Source organism: Yimella lutea, from assembly GCF_006715095.1.
Lineage (GTDB): Bacteria > Actinomycetota > Actinomycetes > Actinomycetales > Dermatophilaceae > Yimella > Yimella lutea.
This window is the reverse complement of sequence record NZ_VFMO01000001.1, coordinates 2,440,302-2,461,047: the sequence shown is the minus strand read 5'-3', so window position 1 is coordinate 2,461,047 and position 20,746 is coordinate 2,440,302. Positions and strand designations below refer to the sequence as shown.

Genomic DNA, 20,746 nt, shown 5'->3' with positions numbered 1-20,746 from the left:
CCTGCTGGGAAATCGGTTCGACGTGGTGGAGGTTAGCCGTCCCGATGACGTTCACGCAGCCGACCGATCCTTCTGTCATCGATCACCGCCGCCCAGTGCTACGGGCCCGGGCGCCATTGCGGATCTCGTTCGCCGGTGGCGGTACGGATGTGTCGCCGTTCCCGGAGCGCGAGGGCGGGTGTGTTCTGTCGAGCACGATCTCCGCGTTCGCCTTCTCCACGTTGCGTCCGCGCACGGACGGCAAGGTCACCGTCCAGTCGCAGGACTTCGGCAAGTCGATCGGCTTCGACATCGACCAGCCGGTGGAGTACGACGGACAACTCGACCTGCCCAAGGCGGCGATCGCCCGCGTGCGTGACTTCGAAGGAGCAACGCCGTCCGGCGGCTTCGACCTGTTCCTGCACACCCAGGCGCCCCCCGGCTCCGGACTCGGTTCCTCCAGTGCGGTCATGGTGTCGGTGATCGGCCTGGTGGCCCAGCACTGCAATGTCGACCTCACGCCGTACGAGATTGCCGAGTTGGCCTACAAGCTCGAGCGCGAGGACCTCGGGATCCCCGGCGGTTCCCAGGATCAATACGCAGCAGCTTTCGGTGGCTTCAACTTCATCGAGTTCGAGAAGGAGCAGGTGATCGTCAACCCGCTCCGGATCCGCCCGGCAACCGTGCACGAACTCGAACACAACATGCTGCTCGCGTTCACCGGGGCGACGCGGGTGAGTGACCACATCATCGAGGACCAGCGTTCCCGGTACGAGACCGGCGACAGCCAGGCCCTGGCCGGTCTGCGCGCACAGAAGGACCTCGCTGCGGCGATGAAGATCGCGCTGGTGCGGGGCGAGGTCGACACCGTCGGCCGACTTCTGGGTCAGGCCTGGCAGGAGAAGCAGAAGATGTCCTCGCGCATCGCCACCCCCCTCATCCTTGAGGCCGTGGAGGAAGCCGGCCGGTGCGGTGCGCTCGGCGGGAAAGTGACCGGTGCCGGCGGCGGCGGTCACATGGTCTTCGTCTGCGAGTTCGAGAGGCGCCACCTGGTGGCTCAGCGACTCATCGACATGGGGCTCGTGGTGTCCGAGGTGACGTTCAGCAAGGAAGGTGTCGTCTCATGGCGAGCCCAGAAGTGAACCCGGACACTCACCCGCTGCACGGCACGACCCCCGGGGATGCGACCGCGGCCGTGCACCGGCAACTCGCCGATGGGATCAACGATTGGGCGGAGCTGGCCCGTGCCCTCGCCGATCCGGAGTTGGCGGATGCGGTTCGAACCGCCGGTGAGGAACTCATCGCGGCCCTCGTCGCGGGACGGACGCTGCTGGTCGCCGGCAACGGCGGGTCGGCCGCAATCGCGTCCCATGTCGCGGCCGAGTTCATCGGCAAGTGCATCCACGACCGCGACCCGCTGCCGGCGATCAACCTGGCCGAGTCGCTCTCGTCGATCACCGCGGTAGGCAACGACTACGGCTACGACAAGGTCTTCACCCGCGGTGTCGCCGCGCACGGCCAGGAGGGCGATGTGTTGCTGGCCATGAGCACCAGCGGCACGAGTCCGAACGTCGTGGCGGCGCTGGCCGAGGCACGACGTCGTGGTCTGCTAACCATCGCGATGGTGGGGGAAGGCGGGGCACACCTGGCCGAATCGGTCGATCACCTGCTCGTCGTGCCCTCGCGCTCGACGCCGCGCATCCAGGAGGTCCACATGCTGTGGGCACATGTGTGGTGCGAGGCCGTCGACGTACTGTCCCGCGATGCATCTGTCTGACGCCGAACTGCTCGGCGCGGGCACCGCAGGGATTCCGCAACCCTCTGCCCGCGGGCGTTGGGATCTTGTCCTGCTCGACCGCGACGGCACGCTGAACGTCCACCGCCCCGGTTACATCGAGCGTCCCGAGGATCTGCAGGTGCTGCCGGGGGCGGCCGCCGCGGTCCGCTCGCTGAACGACCATGGAATCCCGGTCGCGATCGTCACCAACCAGCAGGGCGTCGGCAAGGGACTGATGGACGCCGCAGCGCTCGTCGCGGTGCATCGGGCGCTGATCGAGGGCCTGCAACCGGGTCGCATCGACGCGTTCGCGGTGTGCCCTCACTTGGCCGGCACGTGCGCCTGCCGAAAGCCCGCGGACGGCTTGTTCCGCCACATTCTGGACCGTGCGCCGTGGGCCGATCCGCGCCGCTGCGTGATGGTGGGTGACAGCGATTCGGACCTGCAGCCCGCGCTCGGTCTGGGTATGGCAGTTGTCAAGGTCGACGGCAGGGAACGGTTGCTCGACAAAAACTCCATGACACGTCTTCTGAAGGTGTGACCTACGCCGCATCCAAGCTGCTACTCTCCGGTAGACCTTGCTCACCACTGGGAGGCCAGCGTGCGGAAATCCGCCATCGTCATCGGGTTCGGAGCCTTTTTCCTGACCCTCGCTCTGCTCTTGAAGTTCTACGCGTACCCGCGACTTGCGGTGATCCCGAAGGACCAGAACACGTCGCAGACCCTCGTCGACGAGAAGGCGAACTTCCTCGACGTCGCCTCGCTGTCCTTCAAGAAGGACTCGCCGATCCAGACGACCGCGACGGTCGTCGCCGACGAGAAGGCGGCGAAGGGCATCTCGGACGACGCGCTGGTGCTCAACCAGTGGCAGTACACCGACAGCGTCGAGAACGCCAAGAAGCAGCAGGGCGACAAGACCAAGAACCCGCCGATCTCGGCGACGGTCCAGCGGTACGCGATCGACCGCAAGACCGGTAAGACGCTGAAGTGGGACGGCACCGAGCTGAACGGTGAGAAGGTCGACTACCAGGGCTCCTACACGATCAAGCTGCCGTTCAACGTCGAGAAGAAGACCTACCCCTACTTCGACACCACGCTGGCCAAGCCGGTGAACCTGGAGTTCAAGGGCGAGGAGAAGGTCCGCGACATGGAGACCTACAAGTTCCAGGTCGTCATTCCCGACACCGTCTTCACCAAGCAGGAAGTTCCCGGATCGCTCTTCGGTCTGCCGAAGGAGTCGCCGGCCCAGAACGCCGACCGCTCGTACGGCAACCAAATCACCGTGTGGGCCGACCCGATCACCGGCGTGTTCATGAAGATGGAGCAGCACCAGGTGCAGAAGCTCACGGTGCCCAACCGCGAGCCGATCACCGTCATGGACACCACCTCGGTGTTCACCGACGACACGATCAAGAAGAACGTCGACGACTACAGCAGCAAGGGCAAGTCGCTGAACGCCCTCTCGGTAGCTCCGTGGGTGCTGATGCCGCTCGGTCTGATCCTGCTGGTTCTCGGCGCGATCATGGCCGTCATGAGCAAGAGCCGGCGCCAACCGCGCCACTGACATGAGGGCTGTCGTCACCGGCGGGGCCGGATTCCTCGGCTCGCACCTGTGCGAGACCCTGCTTCGACAGGGGCATACGGTCGTCGCCGTCGACAACTTCTGCACCGGCAGCCCGGACAACGTCGCGCACCTGCACGACACCGGACGGTTCCGGCTCGTGCAGGCCGATGTCACCGAGGGGTTGCGCATCGAGGGCGACGTGGACCTGGTGCTGCACTTCGCCAGCCCAGCGTCCCCCGTGGACTACCTGCGGATGCCGATCGAGACCTTGCAGGTCGGCTCGCAGGGCACCACCCACGCGCTCGATCTCGCACATGCCAAGGACGCGCGGTTCGTCGTCGCTTCGACCTCCGAGGTGTACGGCGACCCGCTGGTGCACCCGCAGCCGGAGTCGTACTGGGGCAATGTGAACCCGGTCGGTCCGCGCGGCGTGTACGACGAGGCGAAGCGTTTCGGTGAAGCGCTCACGCTGGCCTACCGGCAGGCGTACGGGGTCGACACCGGCATCGTCCGAATCTTCAACACCTTCGGCCCGCGGATGCGTCCGAACGACGGGCGTGCCATCCCGAACTTCATCCGCCAAGCGCTGATGGGGGAGCCAGTCACTGTCGCCGGCCACGGTCTGCAGACTCGTTCGATCTGTTACGTCGACGACCTCGTCGCGGGCATCCTCGCAATGGCGGCGAGCGATCACAGCGGCCCGATCAACATCGGCAACCCGCACGAGATCTCGATGCTCGACCTCGCACAGTGGATCGTCCGGCTGGTCGGCTCGGATTCGCCGATCGTGCACATCGACCGTCCGGTGGACGATCCCACGGTGCGCCGTCCGGACACGACGATCGCCCAGCGCGAGCTCGGCTGGGCGCCGATCGTCCCGATCGAGGACGCCCTGCACCGCACCATCGCCTGGTTCCGCGGACACGACGGTGAAGTGCCGCCGTTGTCGCCGGAGGCGACCGAGGAGATCATCGCCACCGGTCACACGGTGCCGCGACCCGTTCGCTGAGTCTCACCTCGTCGAAGGCCGGATCTCTTGTGCGTCAGGCGGTCCCGGCCTTCTTCGCGACGTAGATCGCGGTGCCCGGGATGACGCGTCCACGGGTGGGGCTCCATCCACCCCAGTTCTGATCGTTGCGTTCCGGCCAGGTGGGTTCGACCACGTCCTGCACCTGGAGGCCGGCGGCGACCAGTTCACGTATCCGTCCGCCCAAGGTGCGGTGGTGTTCGACATAGGTCACCAGGCCGCCGGCACGCTCGACGTACGGCGCGGTGTCGAAGTAGTCGTACTGCGCGACCAGGCCGGCCTCGTCCGGGACGTCGGGGAAGGCCCAGCGGGTCGGGTGCGTGGTGGAGAACACCAGTCGGCCGCCGGGCCGCAGCACGCGCGCCAGTTCGACCATGAGCGCGGCGGTGTCGCTGATGAACGGCACCGCGCCGTAGGCGGAGAACGCCAGGTCGAAGGACGCGTCCGCGAAGGGAAGTCGAGCCGCATCGGCCTGGACGAGGGGGAGTGCGCGCTCCTGACGTTCGTCGATCCGGCGGCCGACCTCGAGCATGCCCGCAGAGATGTCAGAGGCCACGACGCGGGCGCCCTGGTCGTGCATCCACCGCCCGCCCTGCGCGGCGCCGGCCCCGAACTCCAGGACGTCGAGCCCGTCCACGGGACCGATGATCCGAAGTTCCTCCTCGGTCCAGCCCTCCGGTCCCCAGACGAGGTGTTCGTCGCGCAGGAAGGCCCCGTGCTCGCGGTAGTAGTCGTCCGCTTCGCCGTCCCACCAGGCACGTTGGGCGCGGGCGCTCTCCCGGTCATCGACCGTCCGGGTGCCGTCGCGGCCCGCCGCCTCGGACGTCGTAGCGTCGTCTGTGTTGGTCCGGTCGTCGGTCGGGTCGTTGCTGCTCATGGGTCCTTTCGGAGTCGAAATCTGTGGTTTTGCCCACTTCTTGCACAGCCGGTAGGGTAGAGGTGCACTTTCTTGTGCGTGCTCGACCTGTTCGCTCGCCTCGGTGAGTGGCCAGGGATCCAATCATTGTCCAACTCAACCGTCCACCAAAGGTTTCCTACTACATGACTACCGCCACCACCTCCCAGATCGCGATCAACGACATCGGATCCGAGGAGGAGCTGCTCGCCGCGATCGACGCGACGATCAAGCACTTCAATGACGGCGACATCGTCGAAGGTGTCATCGTCAAGGTCGACCGTGACGAGGTTCTCCTCGACATCGGTTACAAGACCGAGGGCGTCATTCCCTCGCGCGAACTCTCCATCAAGCACGACGTCGACCCGACCGAGGTCGTTTCCGTGGGCGATGAGGTCGAGGCTCTCGTTCTCCAGAAGGAGGACAAGGAGGGCCGTCTGATCCTGTCCAAGAAGCGTGCGCAGTACGAGCGCGCCTGGGGCACGATCGAGAAGATCAAGGAAGAGGACGGCGTCGTCACCGGTACCGTCATCGAGGTCGTCAAGGGTGGCCTCATCCTCGACATCGGCCTGCGCGGCTTCCTGCCCGCCTCGCTGGTCGAGATGCGTCGTGTCCGCGACCTGCAGCCGTACGTCGGCAAGGAGGTCGAGGCCAAGATCATCGAGCTCGACAAGAACCGCAACAACGTCGTTCTGTCGCGCCGCGCCTGGCTGGAGCAGACCCAGTCCGAGGTCCGCACCACGTTCCTCAAGGAGCTGCAGAAGGGCCAGGTCCGCTCGGGCGTCGTGTCCTCGATCGTCAACTTCGGTGCGTTCGTCGACCTCGGTGGCGTCGACGGTCTGGTGCACGTCTCGGAACTGTCCTGGAAGCACATCGACCACCCGTCCGAGGTTGTCGAGGTCGGTCAGGAAGTCACCGTCGAGGTGCTCGACGTCGACATGGACCGCGAGCGCGTCTCGCTGTCGCTGAAGGCGACCCAGGAAGACCCGTGGCAGCACTTCGCCCGCACCCACGCAATCGGTCAGGTCGTCCCGGGCAAGGTCACCAAGCTCGTTCCGTTCGGTGCGTTCGTGCGCGTCGAGGACGGCATCGAGGGTCTGGTCCACATCTCCGAGCTGGCCGAGCGCCACGTGGAGCTGCCGGAGCAGGTCGTCACCGTCGGCACCGAGTTGTTCGTCAAGGTCATCGACGTCGACCTGGAGCGCCGCCGCATCTCGCTGTCGCTCAAGCAGGCCAACGACGACGCCGCCGGTGCGAACGACTTCGACCCGACGCTGTACGGCATGGCCGCCGAGTACGACGACCAGGGCAACTACAAGTACCCCGAGGGCTTCGACCCGGAGACCAACGAGTGGCTCGAGGGCTACGAGAGCCAGCGCGAGACCTGGGAGGCGCAGTACGCCGACGCCCACGCTCGCTACGAGGCTCACCAGGCTCAGATCGAGGCTGCACGCAAGGCCGACGCGGAGGCTGTCGCCACCGCGCAGACCGCGCCGACCTCGTACTCCTCCGGTGGCGAGCAGGCCGAGGTTCCGGCCGAGGGCACGCTTGCTTCGGACGAAGCACTTGCTGCTCTGCGCGAGAAGCTCACCGGCAACTGAGGCTGATCAACAGCTGGAAGCCACGAAGGCCCGCTCACCGTTTCGGTGGGCGGGCCTTCGCCTTCCCCGAAAGTCCGCAACCTTGTCGAGCTGACCCGCGAGTTTCGCGGACAGTCGATGGCGGGTGTCCGCGCGATGGCGGCGCTTACCCGCGTCCTGCGGACTTTCGGGGTCAGCCGCGGCCGAAGAGGGTGCCGCCGTTGACCTGGAGGATCTGTCCCGTGGTCCACCCGGAGTTGGGGGAGGCCAGGTAGGCGACAGCCTCGGCCACCTCCTCGGGAGTTCCCGGGCGCCTCATCGGGATCGGGGCGGTGCGGTTCTGCACGATGTCGGGATCGCGGGCGATGCGTCCGGCCCAGAACGGCGTTCCGGGAACGAACCCGGGCGCGACCGAGTTCACGGTGATTCCGTCGGCTGCGACCTGCGCCGCCAGGCTCAGCACCCAGGCGTTGACAGCGGCCTTGGCAGCGCCGTACGCACCCGAACCTCGAAGTGCGGCAATGGAACTCATCGCGATGATCCGTCCCCCTGGACGCGGCATGTGGTCGAGGAGCGCTTGGGTGATCAGGACGGCGGAAAGGACGTTGCCGTCGAAGTCGGCCCGCCACGCCTGTGCGGTCTCGGTGAGGGTCTTCGCGCCGAGCCCGTAGTTGCCGCCGGCGTTCGCGACCAGCACGCCGATCGGTGCTCCGGTCTTCAGTTCGTCCGCGAGCTGCTCGACCTGTTCGGGAACAGTCAGATCGCAGGTGCGGGTCGCGATGCGCGCTTTGGGTGCGGCAGATCGCAGTTCGGCTGCGGCCGCGTCCAGAGGTTCTGCGCGGCGTCCGACGAGCACGAGGTCGGGATCCTCCTGCAGGAAGCGCTGCGCGATGGCCTTGCCGATGCCGGTGCCTCCACCGGTGATGACGATGCGTCGAGACGAGCCAGAAGTCATGCCACCAACCTAGAACCTGAACAGCGTCGATAACCTCGGCCCATGCGAATCGGGCTGACCGGCGGGATCGGATCGGGTAAATCGACGGTGTCGAAACTGCTCGCGGAACATGGTGCCGTGATCGTCGACGCCGACGCGATCGCTCGCGAGGTGGTCGAGCCGGGGACACCGGGGCTGGGCCTGATCCGTGAAGAGTTCGGGGACGAAGTCATCACTGCGGACGGGGTACTCGACCGTCCTGCGCTCGGCGCGATCGTGTTCGCCGACAGCGAACGGCGTCGAGCCCTGGAGGCCATCACGCACCCGCTCATCGCGGAACGGACCGCCGAGCTGTTCGCCCGAGCGCCGGCGGATGCGGTGGTCGTCCACGATATGCCGCTGTTGGTCGAACTCGGTCAGACGGACGGCTATCACCTGATGGTGATCGTCGACGTGCCCGAGGAGGTCCGACTGGACCGGCTGGTGGAGCAGCGTGGGATGAATCGCGAGGACGCGCAAGCCCGGGTCGACGCGCAGGCCACCGATGCGCAGCGTCGCGCGGCGGCGGACGTGTTGCTCGACAACTCCGGTTCCCCCGAGGAGCTGCACACGACCGTGAATTCGCTGTGGGAGAACCGGATTCGGCCCTACGCAGACAACCTCACCGCCGTACGCGGCGTGCGGCGTCCGGACAGCGTCACCATCCGCGAACCGGATCCCGAATGGGCCGAGCAGGGGCGCCGCTGGTGCGCCCGCCTCGCGCACCAACTTTCGGCAGCAGGGATGAGCGAGGTGCAGGTCGATCACATCGGGTCGACGTCGGTGCCCGGGCTGGCCGCGAAGGACGTCATCGATCTTCAGATCCAGGTGCCGGATCTTGCTGTGGCACAGAGCGATTCGTTCGTTGGAGCACTCTGGGGAGCAGGCGTCGTCGAGGTGCGTTCGAACCACGATGCGCCCCAACCGTGGGCGCCGGATCCCGAGCAGTGGCGCAAGTTCTACGCCAACGGCGCCGACCCGGCGCAGGTCGTGCACGTCCATATCAGGACCAACGGCGGTCCTGCTGCGACGGCGGCCTTGCAGTTCCGTGACTGGCTTCGCGCGAACGACGAGGAGCGGGACGCGTACGCCGAGATGAAGCGAGCCGTGGCCGCTGAACACCCAGGCGGCACGCAGGAGACCAAGCAGGACTACGTCCAGGCCAAGGAGCCGTGGTTCGCCGAAGCACTGCCGAAGGCGCGGGCGTGGGCGCAGACGTCCGGATGGACGATGCCCGGCTAAGCCGGCTTGGCGCGCCGCGTGCGGTCGAGCCACTGCACGATCGGCGTGGCCGCCATGCCGTGCACGATCACCGACAGAGCCACCGTGAAGCCGGCGATCGACCAGAGTTCGGCCCCGTTGTCGACCTTGGCGTGCGAGGACGCGTAGGCGAGGTAGTAGAGCGTGCCGATGCCTCGCACGCCGAGGAAGGCAGTAGCCAATCGTTCGCGCGGCCCGAGCACTCCGTCGCCCGCTCGATCGACCTTGTGCGGACTCCACAGCGCTACCCAGGCGGTCACCGGCCGGATGACGAAGATGAGCAGCACCCCGACGAGCGCCCCGGCCCAGGTCAGGTGCGCCAACATCCCGTCAGTCAGTGCGGCCCCCAGCATCAGCAGCACGAGCAAAGTGAACAGGTGTTCCAGCCGGTCGATTACGCCGTGCATGTGTTGGTGGTACTCGTGCGTTCGATCGCTCGCGCGCATGCACAGCGCGCACACGAAGACCGAAAGAAAGGCCCAGCCGTGCACCAGTTCGCCCAGGCCGTACGCGATCAGTGGGGCGGCGACGATCAGCAGCGGATCACCGATGTCGGCGAATCGGACGCTTCGCGGTGCCCGAAAGGCCAACTTGCCGAGCAGCGTGCCGACGACCCATCCCACGAACACTCCGATGAGCGTTCGCCCCACCAGTTCCCACGCGATCCAGGACGGCGCCCATGACCAGACCGACCCCGCCCCGAGCAGGGAGAGTCCGGCGACGACGAACGGGAAGGCGGCACCGTCGTTCAGGCCGGCCTCGGACGTAAGCGCGAAGCGCATCTCGTCGTCCTCGTCCAGACGTTCCTCGTCGTCGACGTCGACCGTCGGACCTTCGACCTGAACGTCCGAAGCCAACACCGGGTCGGTGGGTGCAAGTGCGGCGGCGAGCACGAGCGCGGCGCCCGGCACGAGACCGGCGAGCCACCAGCCCAGGACGGCCGTGACCGCGATCGCCAGTGGCATGGCGATGAAGATCAACCGCCAGGTGCTGTTCCACCTCTTCCACGTCTCACGACTGCGCTGCAACGGGCGGTCGAGGGCCAGGCCCACGCCGGTGAGTGCGATGACGATCGTGATCGTGGTGATCTGTTCGGTCAGCGCGGGGTGCTTCATCGGGTCCAGACTCACGCCGTCCGGCAGCGGGAGCATCCCGGCGGCCAGCCCGATCGTGAGCAACACGATCGGGCTGGAGATCGCCCGGTTGGCCGTGATGCGGGGGAGCAGCAGACCGACGAAGAGGGCGATTCCGATGATCAGATATGCAGCTGCGATGTAGGTGGACGCACTCATGCGGGACGCAGCTGATCGGTCATTGGATCAGTCTGTCAGGTATGCCTCCTGCGTCCGTTCGAACGGAGCGAGCAAACCGGTGTACGCCTTGGTTTTTGGGGGGTGGTGCGAGCTCTTCTGCCGTCATCCGCGCGACGCTCGGTGGGCCATCAGGTGGATGGTGAGGTCGGTGCTCAGGACGTTGTCATCCTGCTTGTCGGTGCCGCGTCGTACGGTTGTTCCATGCGCCCGACCACCGATCTGCAACGCAGAGTCGCCCCGTTCGAAGTCGTCTCCGAGTTCTCCCCGAGCGGTGACCAGCCGACCGCGATCGCGGACCTCACCAAGCGGATCAACGCTGGGGAGCAGGACGTCGTCCTGCTGGGTGCGACGGGCACCGGTAAGTCGGCCACCACCGCCTGGTTGATCGAGCAGGTGCAACGGCCGACGTTGGTGATGGCACCGAACAAGACGCTCGCCGCGCAGTTGGCCAACGAATTCCGAGAACTGTTGCCGCACAACGCAGTCGAGTACTTCGTGTCGTACTACGACTACTACCAACCTGAGGCCTACATCCCGCAGACCGATACCTACATCGAGAAGGACTCCTCGATCAACGACGAGGTCGAGCGGTTGCGGCACAGCGCTACCAACTCGCTGCTGACGCGTCGCGACGTCGTCGTGGTCGCGTCCGTCTCCTGCATCTACGGTCTGGGCACTCCACAGGAATACGTCGATCGCATGGCCCGGCTCAAGGTGGGTCAGCAACTCGATCGTGACGACCTGCTGCGACGGTTCGTGCAGATGCAGTACACCCGCAACGACCTCGCGTTCAGCCGTGGCACGTTCCGGGTGCGTGGGGACACCGTCGAGATCATCCCGGTCTACGAGGAGCTCGCGGTGCGCATCGAGTTCTTCGGCGACGAGATCGAGCGGCTTTACACGCTGCATCCGCTCACCGGCGAGGTGATGCGCGAAGAGGACGAGATGTACGTCTTCCCGGCTTCGCACTACGTGGCCGGACCGCAGCGGATGGAGCGCGCGATCGGCACGATTGAGAGCGAACTCGAACAACGCCTGGCGCAGTTCGAGAAGCAGGGCAAACTGCTTGAGGCGCAACGACTTCGGATGCGCACCACCTACGACATCGAGATGATGCGGCAGGTCGGTTCGTGCTCCGGGATCGAGAACTACTCCCGGCACATCGACGGCCGTGCGCCGGGCACCGCGCCGAACACGTTGCTCGACTACTTTCCCGAGGACTTCCTGCTGGTCATCGACGAGTCGCACCAGACGGTGCCGCAGATCGGTGCGATGTTCGAGGGCGACATGTCGCGCAAGCGGATGCTGGTCGACCACGGCTTCCGGCTGCCCAGCGCGATGGACAACCGTCCGCTGAAGTGGGAGGAGTTTCTGGAGCGCATCGGACAGACCGTCTACCTGTCGGCGACGCCGGGCGACTACGAGATGGCGAAGTCCGACGGTTACGTCGAGCAGGTGATCCGACCGACCGGATTGGTCGACCCGCAGATCATCCTCAAGCCGACCAAGGGCCAGATCGACGACCTGCTGCACGAGATTCGTGAGCGCACGGCAAAGAACGAACGCGTGCTGGTGACGACGTTGACCAAGAAGATGGCCGAGGACCTCACCGACTACCTGCTGGAGAAGGACGTCCGGGTGCGGTACCTGCACTCCGAGGTCGACACGCTGCGGCGCGTGGAGTTGCTGCGCGAGCTACGACTGGGTGAGTTCGACGTGCTGGTGGGTATCAACCTGCTCCGTGAGGGCCTCGACCTCCCGGAGGTTTCGCTGGTCAGCATCCTGGACGCCGACAAGGAGGGCTTCCTGCGGTCGACACGCTCACTGATCCAGACGATCGGTCGCGCGGCTCGCAACGTGTCGGGCCAGGTGCACATGTACGCCGACAAGATCACTCCGTCGATGCAGGACGCCATCGACGAGACCCAGCGACGGCGCGACAAGCAGGTCGCCTACAACAAGGAACACGGAATCGACCCGACTCCGTTGCGGAAGAAGATCGCCGACATCACCGACTTGCTGCAGCGAGAGGACGCCGACACCGATGCCCTACTCGGCAGCGGTCGTACTCAGTCGCGGGGCAAGGGCCGCGGTGGTCGCGGTGCTGCGGCCGCCGACGCCGAGGTCGCCGGTGCAGGCAAGGCGGCGAACATGCCGGCGGCGGAGTTGGCGCAATTGATCCAGGAACTGACCGAGCAGATGCACCAGGCAGCCTCCGACCTGCACTTCGAGCTGGCCGCACGGCTGCGAGACGAACTGTCCGACCTCAAGAAAGAACTGCGTCAGATGACGGCGGCGACCAGCTGAAGTCGATGATGACTTGGTGGCCGGCGGTGGTGGTGGAAGTCCGTCGATGACCACCAACTCACCGGCGGCCACCAACCTGAGCGGAAAACTCGGTGAGATGCATCTGCGAGGCTCAGACGGAATCGACAAAGGAGTTAGGTCGGGTTTCTGCTGAGGTCGTCAGCTGGTGGGGGAGCTACGCCGGCTACCCCATGGACCGCGCGGGCGGGACGATTTCATAGGGTGAGACCGTGTCCGAGAACCTCACCACCACGCACCCCTCCGCCAAACTCTTCAAGGTCGCAGCCGTCCTCGAAGCACTGTCCTGGATCGGTCTACTGACCGGGATGTTCTTCAAGTGGATCCTCGAGACCACGGAGAAGGGCGTGCAGATCATGGGACCGATCCACGGTGGGATGTTCGTGCTCTACGTGATCAGCTGCCTGTGGGTGGCGATGGTGCACAAGTGGACGCCCAAGCACCTGGTCCTCGGCCTGGTCAGCGCCGTACCGCCGCTGATGACGCTCTGGTTCGAGAAACACGCCGAGCGTCACGGCCTGCTGGGCGGCGCCGCAGCCGACACCCAGCGGGTCTGATCAACCGCCGTCCTGAGGCTCGGCGCAGCGACGGCGACTCATCACCGTCACGCTCGCGAGCACGACGAGCGACATCCCGACGAGTTGGATCGGGCTGAGCGTCTGCGACAACACCACCAGACCGGCGAGCGCAGCGACGGCGGGTTCGAGGCTCAGCAACACTCCGAACACCCCGGCCGACATCCGGCCGAGAGCCAGGAGCTCGAGGCTGTACGCGATCAGTGACGAGAGCATCGCGATGCCCAGACCCTTGAGCAGAATCGCCGGCTCCAACAACGTCGTGCCGGCCGTGGCGAAGCCGAGCGGCAGCAGCACGACGCTCCCGAGCGCCAGCGCGATGGCCAGTCCGTCCAACTGTGCGAAGCGCGCGGCCGTGCGTCCGCCGGCCAGGATGTACAGCGCCCACATGGCGCCGGCGAGCAACGCGAACACGATGCCGACGAGGTCGAGCTCCGACCACGGCGTCCACAAGGCCCCCGAGATCAGGACGACTCCGATCGCGGCGGCCAGGACGGCGATCAGATCGCGGCCCTTGCGGGACAGCACCGCCGCCAGCACGAGCGGTCCGACGAACTCGATCGTCACCGCCACACCGATCGGCAACCGGGCCAGCGACTCGTAGAAACTGAGGTTCATCAACGCGAGTGCGGCCGCGTACACGCCGACGATGCGCCAATCGGATGCCGTGCGTCCGCGCAAGCGTGGGCGCACAACAGGCCACAGCACCAGTGCCGAGATCACCATGCGCAGCGCAACCGTGCCCGGTGCTCCCACCTGCGGGACCAGCGTCGCGGCGAGCGCGCCGCCGAACTGCACCGACACGACCGCGGAGAGGACCAAGACGACCGGGGGCACCCGATCGACGGACGAGCCGATGGACGTTCGGCTCAACGGGTGATGCGTCCGGCTCCGACGAGGGTCCGCAAGCGATCCTCGCCGAGGTCCTCCTCGACGACGCGGGCACCCGACTCGGGGGCGTGCAACATGAAGCCGGGCCGGATCACGATGCCGACGTGGTGGACGTGCTTGCCGGGGTGGGCGAAGAAGTAGAGGTCACCCTCGCGCACCTGATCCAGGTCGACCGGTTCGGCCGCGAGTTGCTGGTCGCCGGCGTCACGGGGCACGACGACACCGAGGCTGCGCGCGCTGAAATGCACCAGACCCGAGCAGTCGAGGCCGGCGGGGGACAGGCCACCCCAGAGGTAGCCCAGGCCGAGGTACTTACGCGCCTCGGCGACGAACTCCTTCGCATCGAGACGGTCAGGGGACGCCGTTTGCGGCTGCTGCGGGGCGTCGTGGCTCAGGTGCGCGCGCCGTACCCAGCCCTCGTAAGGCTGCAGCGACTTGCCTGCCGGTTGGAGCGGACAGGTCACCCGCACCCACCCGTCGAGTTCCTCGCGAACCTCGACCGGTTCACCGTGCAGCACTTCGGAGTCGAGTCGGTCCAACAGCCCGACGCGACTGTCGTGATGGTCGACCGGGTGCTGATCCATCGCGGCGAGCCAGCCGGTGTGGTCCGGATCGTCCTGCAGCGCAGGGGTATCCACCGCTCTGGGTGCCTCCGGCGAACGCCACAGCCCGGCGACCGGGACGGCCACCCATGCCTCACCAGCCACGGTTCCTCCACTCGTCCAGGGACGGCCGCTCGGTGCCGATCGTGGTGTCGTCACCGTGACCGGGGTAGACCCACGTCTCGTCGTCGAAGCGTCCGAACAAACGCTCCTCGACGTCGTCGATCAACTGGGGGAATGACTGATAGTCATAGTGATTCGTCGCCCCGATCCCGCCCGGGAACAGCGTGTCGCCGGAGAAGAGGTGGCTGTGCCCGTCGGCATCGGTGAACGAGAAGGCGATCGACCCAGGGGTGTGCCCACGCAGGTGGGCGCAGTCGATCCTCAGGTCGCCGACCTCGATCGTGTCGCCGTCCGACAGACGGGTCGTCGTGGGTTGTTCGATCGCATCCGCATCGTCGGCGCCGGCGTAGGTAGGGACATCGAGTGCGGCGACGGCGTCGGCCAAGGCCCCGGTGTGGTCCTGGTGACGGTGGGTGGTCGCAATACCGACGACGTTGACCCATGACACCATCTGCTGCAGCTTGGGCCAGTCGGCTGCGGCGTCGATGAGCAGGGCGTCGCCCGTCGCTTTCGACTCGATCACATAGGCGTTGTTGCCCATCGATCCGACATTGCGTTTGTGGATGCGCGCATTGCCGACATCTCGGATCTGGACGTCGCCGCCCGGCTGTACCTTGCCGTCGTAACGGGTCATCGTTTCCTTCGCTTGCTGTCGATCGAACGGCTCTGCCCCGGGCCGCTCGAGATCACACTATGCCGGACGCGTGCCTGCCGTTGTGGCCGCAGCGCCCTTCTCCGCCCGGGCGAGTTCGACGGCGGCGCCGACGAGGGTGAGGTGACTGAATGCTTGCGGGAAGTTGCCGACCATCCGGTCGTTGTCGACGTCGTACTCCTCGGCGAGCAGACCGACGTCGTTGCAGAGGCCGACCAGTCGCTGCATCAATCGGTGTGCGTCGTCCAGGCGTCCCGCCTTGGCGTACGCCGACACCAGCCAGAAGGAGCAGGCCAGGAACGGGTGTTCGTCGCCGGGGAGTCCGTCGATGCCGGCTTCGGTGCGGTAGCGCAGCAACAGTCCATCCCGCATCAGGTCCTGCTCGATGCGCTCGATGGTGCCGAGCACCTTCGGGTCGTCGCCCGGCAGGAAGCCCACCAACGGGATCAGCAGCAGGCTCGCGTCGACCTCGGTGGTGTCGTAGTGCTGCACGAAGGAGTTGATGTCGCTGTTGAACCCGCGCTCCATGATCTCGGCACGAACACGGTCGCGCAGTTCGCGCCAGTGCTTCACCGGGCCATCGGCGCCGTGGTCCTCGACCGCACTGATCGCACGGTCGAACGCCGCCCAGACCATCACCCGCGAGTGAGTGAAGTGCCGTAGCGGACCGCGGATCTCCCACAGCCCGTTGTCGGCCTGGTCCCAGTGTTCGGCGAGGTTCTCCACCAGAGCGCGCTGGACTGCCCAGGACCGTTCGGACTCCGTTAGGCCCATCGTCCGGGCGTCCTCCAGCGCGATCATTACCTCGCCCAGGACATCCGTCTGGCGTTGGTCGACCGCGCCGTTGCCGATCCGTACCGGTTTGGAGTCTGCGTAACCGGGCAGGTGGTCGAGTTCTCGCTCGGGGAGTTCACGTCCGCCGTCGACCGCGTACATGATCTGCATGTCCTCGGGGTCACCGGCGATCGCGCGGATCAGCCAATCGCGCCACAGGTCGGTGGCCTCGACGAAACCGGCGGCGAGCAGTGCCTCCAGCGTGAGCGCTGCGTCGCGCAGCCAGCAGTAGCGGTAATCCCAGTTGCGTACCCCGCCGAAGTCCTCCGGCAGGCTCGTGGTCGGAGCGGCCACGATTCCACCGCGACGGGTATCGGTGAGCAGCCGAAGGACGAGCAGCGATCGCACGACCGCGTCTTCGTACGGGCCCTCGTAGGTGCAGGCCGAGGCCCACGCCTCGGAGGTGGCGAAGGTCTTCGCGACCCGCTTTTCGACATCGGTCGGGGGCGGGATCGGCTTCCACGACGCGTGCCAGTTCATGACGAACTCCTCGCGGTCACCGGCCCGCATCGTCCACCGGTCGCGGTGCGTGCCGTCCTCGGCCTGTGGGCCGCGCGAACTGCGCAGCACCAGCATGTCGGGGCCGGCGATCGCGATGAGCGCGTCCTGGTCGGGTTCGAGGTTGGGGTGGTGCGAGACCCAGGGGCGGGTGCGTCCGTAGTTGAAGCGGACGATCCACTCGTGCTGCATCTCGACCTCGCCCTCGATGCAGTCGACGATCCGGACGAGGTCGGCGCGTTCCATGCCGAGCGGCATGAGGTCGGTGATCTTGACGATCCCGGTCGCAGTGCGGTGTGTGGTCTCGAGGATCGAGGTGTTGCCGACGTACCGACGTGTGGCCTCGGACGGACCGAACGGTCGCAACAGCCAACGACCGTGTTCGGGGGTGCCGAGCAGATTGGTGAAGCAGGAGCCGCTGTCGAACCGGGGGAGGCAGAGCCAGTCGATCGAACCGAACCGGCTCACCAGTGCGGCGGTCTCGGTGTCGCCGATGATCGCGTAGTCCTCGATCGGGGTGTGAGCGGGTTCGCGAGCGCGTTCGACGCCCACCGGCAGGTCTTCGAGCATCGCGCCAGACTAGATCAACGGCGCGGCTGCCTCGGGAACCGCGCCGTTGCCTGTTCGTGCTCGTCAGCCGAGGCCCGCGAAGTCCTGGGTCTTGGCCGCACCGCAGGTGACATCGGTGATGGCCAATCCGTACTGCTGCGCCATGAGTCGCCCGGGGTTCACAGCGGAGCGCAAACACAGCGCGGCGCCATCAGTGAGAACGTGACGCAGTCGTTCGGCTCGCGAAGCGGAGGTTGTCGGTGGCGCGGCTTAGCATTGCGGTCGTGCCTGCACAGACCCCTTCGAACGCTTCCGCCCGCCCCACGCACGATCATCTTCGGATCAGTGGTGCGCGCGAGCACAACCTCAAGAACATCAGTGTCGACCTGCCCCGCGACAGTCTCGTCGTGTTCACCGGCCTGTCCGGCTCGGGCAAGTCGTCGCTGGCTTTCGACACGATCTTCGCCGAGGGCCAGCGCCGCTATGTCGAGTCCCTGTCGGCGTACGCGCGTCAGTTCCTCGGCCAGATGGACAAGCCGGACGTCGATTTCATCGAGGGGCTGTCGCCCGCGGTGTCGATCGATCAGAAGTCCACCAACCGCAACCCGCGCTCGACGGTCGGCACCATCACCGAGGTCTACGACTACCTGCGTCTGCTGTATGCGCGTGCCGGTCGCCCGCACTGCCCGATCTGCGGCGAGCCGGTCGGTCGCCAGACCCCGCAACAGATCGTCGACCAGTTGATGCAGCTGCCCGACCGCACCAAGTTCCAGGTGTTGGCGCCGGTGGTGCGCGAGCGCAAGGGCGAGTACCTCGACCTGTTCGCCGAACTGCAGGCCAAGGGCTACTCGCGCGCCCGGGTCGACGGCGAGGTGGTCATCCTCTCCGAGGCGCCGAAGCTGGAGAAGCAGAAGAAGCACTCCATCGATGTCGTCGTCGACCGCTTGGTCGCCAAGGGACCGGACGACCGCACCGGCAAGCAGCGACTCACCGACTCCATCGAGACCGCACTCGGTCTCGCCGGCGGCATCGTGCTCATCGAGTTCGTCGACAAGGAGGCCGGCGACCCGGAGCGCGAGCGCCGCTTCTCCGAGAAGATGGCGTGCCCGAACAACCACCCGCTCGGCATGGACGAGATCGAGCCGCGGTCGTTCTCCTTCAACAGCCCGTTCGGTGCCTGCCCTGCGTGCACCGGTCTGGGCACCGAACTCGAGGTCGACCCCGAACTGGTCGTGCCCGACGAGGACAAGTCGATCGCCGAGGGCGCGATCCTGCCGTGGACGACCAGCGGCACGTCGAGCGACTACTTCACCCGAGTGATCGGCGCGCTGGGCAAGGATCTCGGGTTCTCCCTGGACACGCCCTGGCGCGCGTTGCCCCAGCGGGCGCAGGAAGCGCTGCTGCACGGCCAGAACTACAAGGTGCACGTGAAGTTCCGGAACCGCTACGGCCGCGAGCGCTCGTACACGACGGGGTTCGAGGGCGTCGTCCCCTTCATCAAGCGCCGGCACAGTGAGACCGAATCCGACTGGAGCCGCGACAAGTACGAGGGCTACATGCGTGAGGTCCCGTGCCCGACGTGCAAGGGGTCGCGCCTCAAGCCCGAGACGCTCGCGGTCACCGTCGGCGGGCATTCCATCGCCGAGGTGTGTGCGCTGCCGATCTCGGAGTCCGCGACCTTCCTCGAGAGCGTCGACTTCACGCCCCGCGAGCGGCAGATCGCCGAGCAGGTGATCAAGGAGATCAACGCGCGGCTGGGCTTCCTGCTGGACGTCGGACTCGACTACCTGTCGCTCGACCGTCCTGCCGCGACGCTGAGCGGGGGTGAGGCACAACGAATTCGGCTCGCCACGCAGATCGGATCCGGTCTGGTCGGGGTGCTGTACGTGCTCGATGAGCCGTCCATCGGTCTGCACCAGCGCGACAACCACCGGTTGATCGAAACGCTCACCCGCCTACGCGACCTCGGCAACACGCTGATCGTGGTGGAACACGACGAGGACACGATCGCCACCGCCGACTGGGTCATCGACATCGGTCCGGGGGCGGGCGAGCACGGCGGCGAGGTCGTGCACGCCGGATCGGTCAAGGATCTGCTCGCCAACAAGAAGTCGATCACCGGCGACTACCTGGCCGGTCGCCGCCAGATCGAGACGCCCGCAGTGCGTCGTCCGCAGGACGGCCGCACGGTCGTCGTCCGAGGCGCCCGCGAGCACAATCTGCAGAACGTCGACGTGTCGATCCCGCTCGGCAATCTCGTTGCTGTCACAGGCGTTTCGGGCTCCGGCAAGTCCACGTTGGTCAACGAGATCCTCTACAACGTCCTGGCCAACCAACTCAACGGAGCGCGCCACGTCCCGGGGCGTCACCGCACGGTCGAGGGCCTGGACGAACTCGACAAAGTGGTGCACGTCGACCAGAGCCCGATCGGCCGCACGCCGCGCAGCAACCCGGCCACCTACACCGGTGTGTTCGACAACATCCGCAAACTGTTCGCCGAGACCACCGAGGCGAAGGTGCGCGGCTACATGCCCGGCCGGTTCTCCTTCAACGTCAAGGGCGGTCGCTGCGAGGCTTGCTCGGGTGACGGCACGCTCAAGATCGAGATGAACTTCCTGCCCGACGTCTACGTGCCGTGCGAGGTCTGCCACGGGGCGCGGTACAACCGCGAGACGCTCGAGGTGCACTTCAAGGGCAAGACGATCGCCGAGGTGCTCGACATGCCGATCGAGGAGGCGAAGGACTTCTTCGCCGCGGTGCCCGCCATTGCCCGGCACATGAACACGCTGGTCGACGTGGGACTCGGTTATGTCCGTCTCGGACAGCCGGCACCGACGCTGTCCGGCGGTGAAGCACAGCGCGTAAAGCTCGCCTCCGAACTGCAGAAGCGATCGACCGGCCGCACGATCTACGTGCTCGACGAGCCGACCACCGGTCTGCACTTCGAGGACATCCGCAAGCTGCTGCTCGTGCTGCAGGGTCTGGTCGACAAGGGCAACACGGTGGTGGTCATCGAGCACAACCTCGACGTCATCAAGTCGGCCGACTGGCTCGTCGACATGGGTCCCGAGGGCGGTTTCCGCGGTGGCACCGTCGTCGCCGAGGGCACGCCCGAGGACGTCGCCGAGGTCGCCGAGAGCCACACCGGCCGATTCCTCAAGCCGCTGCTCGCCGCGTCCGGCGCTGCTCGTCCGTCGCAGACCCGGTCGGCCAGTTCCTCGAGCAAGGTCCTGACCAAGCCGGCGACGAAGAAGGCTGCGCCCAAGAAGTCACCGGTGAAGAAGGCGGCCACGAAGAGGACGACCACGAAGGCCACCTCGAAAAAGTAG

The 20,746-nt window shown here is 66.5% G+C and carries 17 protein-coding genes; 10 read left to right on the top strand and 7 right to left on the bottom strand.

Translation table 11 applies throughout. The features are described from left to right. Window positions 1-44 precede the first annotated feature (44 nt). From FB459_RS11935 to FB459_RS11915, 5 genes are read left to right on the top strand one after another with little or no spacing between them, the layout of a single operon-like run. Window positions 45-1,121, top strand: a complete 1,077-nt coding sequence (locus FB459_RS11935; RefSeq protein ID WP_141928669.1) for a GHMP family kinase ATP-binding protein — start codon at window positions 45-47, stop codon at window positions 1,119-1,121. Next, window positions 1,103-1,756, top strand: coding sequence for a D-sedoheptulose-7-phosphate isomerase (locus tag FB459_RS11930; RefSeq protein ID WP_129625080.1), 654 nt, complete (start codon window positions 1,103-1,105; stop codon window positions 1,754-1,756). The genes FB459_RS11935 and FB459_RS11930 overlap by 19 nt, the downstream gene beginning before the upstream one ends. After that, window positions 1,743-2,297 (top strand): D-glycero-alpha-D-manno-heptose-1,7-bisphosphate 7-phosphatase, encoded by a 555-nt coding sequence (locus tag FB459_RS11925; protein ID WP_170221897.1) that lies wholly within the window; start codon window positions 1,743-1,745, stop codon window positions 2,295-2,297. Before FB459_RS11930 ends, FB459_RS11925 begins: the two co-directional genes overlap by 14 nt. A 60-nt stretch (window positions 2,298-2,357) precedes the next feature. Further along, window positions 2,358-3,320: a cell envelope lipid trafficking protein PgfA gene (pgfA, locus tag FB459_RS11920; RefSeq protein ID WP_141928667.1), complete on the top strand. Its 963-nt coding sequence runs from the start codon at window positions 2,358-2,360 to the stop codon at window positions 3,318-3,320. Window position 3,321: 1 nt separating this feature from the next. Beyond that, complete coding sequence (locus tag FB459_RS11915; RefSeq protein ID WP_141928666.1) at window positions 3,322-4,329, top strand: UDP-glucuronic acid decarboxylase family protein; 1,008 nt, start codon at window positions 3,322-3,324, stop codon at window positions 4,327-4,329. A gap of 34 nt (window positions 4,330-4,363) precedes the next feature. On the opposite strand, the gene FB459_RS11910 is transcribed toward FB459_RS11915, so the two are convergent. Further along, complete coding sequence (locus FB459_RS11910; protein WP_141928665.1) at window positions 4,364-5,224, bottom strand: class I SAM-dependent methyltransferase; 861 nt, start codon at window positions 5,222-5,224, stop codon at window positions 4,364-4,366. Window positions 5,225-5,388: 164 nt separating this feature from the next. On the opposite strand from FB459_RS11910, the gene rpsA reads away from it, so the two are divergent. After that, the gene (rpsA, locus tag FB459_RS11905; protein WP_129625085.1) at window positions 5,389-6,843 is read left to right on the top strand and encodes a 30S ribosomal protein S1; all 1,455 of its coding nucleotides are present in this window, start codon (window positions 5,389-5,391) and stop codon (window positions 6,841-6,843) included. Window positions 6,844-7,015: 172 nt separating this feature from the next. Here rpsA and FB459_RS11900 read toward each other — a convergent pair whose 3' ends face one another. Next, on the bottom strand, window positions 7,016-7,777 hold the full coding sequence (locus FB459_RS11900; RefSeq protein WP_141928664.1) for an SDR family NAD(P)-dependent oxidoreductase: 762 nt from the start codon (window positions 7,775-7,777) through the stop codon (window positions 7,016-7,018). A 42-nt stretch (window positions 7,778-7,819) separates the two neighbouring features. Between FB459_RS11900 and coaE the strand changes: the two genes are divergently transcribed. Next, window positions 7,820-9,037: a dephospho-CoA kinase gene (gene coaE, locus FB459_RS11895; RefSeq protein WP_141928663.1), complete on the top strand. Its 1,218-nt coding sequence runs from the start codon at window positions 7,820-7,822 to the stop codon at window positions 9,035-9,037. Here coaE and FB459_RS11890 read toward each other — a convergent pair. Continuing rightward, window positions 9,034-10,347, bottom strand: coding sequence for a cation:proton antiporter (locus FB459_RS11890; RefSeq protein ID WP_141928662.1), 1,314 nt, complete (start codon window positions 10,345-10,347; stop codon window positions 9,034-9,036). The genes coaE and FB459_RS11890 overlap by 4 nt on opposite strands. A 222-nt stretch (window positions 10,348-10,569) precedes the next feature. Here FB459_RS11890 and uvrB point away from each other — a divergent pair, with 222 nt between their 5' ends. Together uvrB and FB459_RS11880 are read left to right on the top strand one after the other, a co-directional pair. Beyond that, window positions 10,570-12,675 carry an excinuclease ABC subunit UvrB gene (gene uvrB, locus FB459_RS11885; RefSeq protein ID WP_141928661.1) on the top strand — a complete coding sequence of 702 codons (2,106 nt, stop codon included), beginning with the start codon at window positions 10,570-10,572 and terminating at the stop codon, window positions 12,673-12,675. Window positions 12,676-12,905: 230 nt separating this feature from the next. Beyond that, window positions 12,906-13,250: a DUF3817 domain-containing protein gene (locus FB459_RS11880; protein WP_141928660.1), complete on the top strand. Its 345-nt coding sequence runs from the start codon at window positions 12,906-12,908 to the stop codon at window positions 13,248-13,250. On the opposite strand, the gene FB459_RS11875 is transcribed toward FB459_RS11880, so the two are convergent. From FB459_RS11875 to FB459_RS11860, 4 genes are read right to left on the bottom strand one after another with little or no spacing between them, the layout of a single operon-like run. Continuing rightward, window positions 13,251-14,141 (bottom strand): EamA family transporter, encoded by an 891-nt coding sequence (locus FB459_RS11875; RefSeq protein WP_141928659.1) that lies wholly within the window; start codon window positions 14,139-14,141, stop codon window positions 13,251-13,253. Further along, window positions 14,138-14,866, bottom strand: coding sequence for a C40 family peptidase (locus tag FB459_RS11870; protein ID WP_141928658.1), 729 nt, complete (start codon window positions 14,864-14,866; stop codon window positions 14,138-14,140). The genes FB459_RS11875 and FB459_RS11870 overlap by 4 nt, the downstream gene beginning before the upstream one ends. Continuing rightward, window positions 14,856-15,518, bottom strand: a complete 663-nt coding sequence (locus tag FB459_RS11865; protein WP_141928657.1) for an MBL fold metallo-hydrolase — start codon at window positions 15,516-15,518, stop codon at window positions 14,856-14,858. Before FB459_RS11865 ends, FB459_RS11870 begins: the two co-directional genes overlap by 11 nt. Before the next feature lie 57 nt (window positions 15,519-15,575). Next, window positions 15,576-17,438: a glycoside hydrolase family 15 protein gene (locus tag FB459_RS11860; protein ID WP_141928656.1), complete on the bottom strand. Its 1,863-nt coding sequence runs from the start codon at window positions 17,436-17,438 to the stop codon at window positions 15,576-15,578. 263 nt (window positions 17,439-17,701) lie between these two features. Here FB459_RS11860 and uvrA point away from each other — a divergent pair, with 263 nt between their 5' ends. Beyond that, complete coding sequence (gene uvrA / locus FB459_RS11855) at window positions 17,702-20,746, top strand: excinuclease ABC subunit UvrA (RefSeq protein WP_425472350.1); 3,045 nt, start codon at window positions 17,702-17,704, stop codon at window positions 20,744-20,746.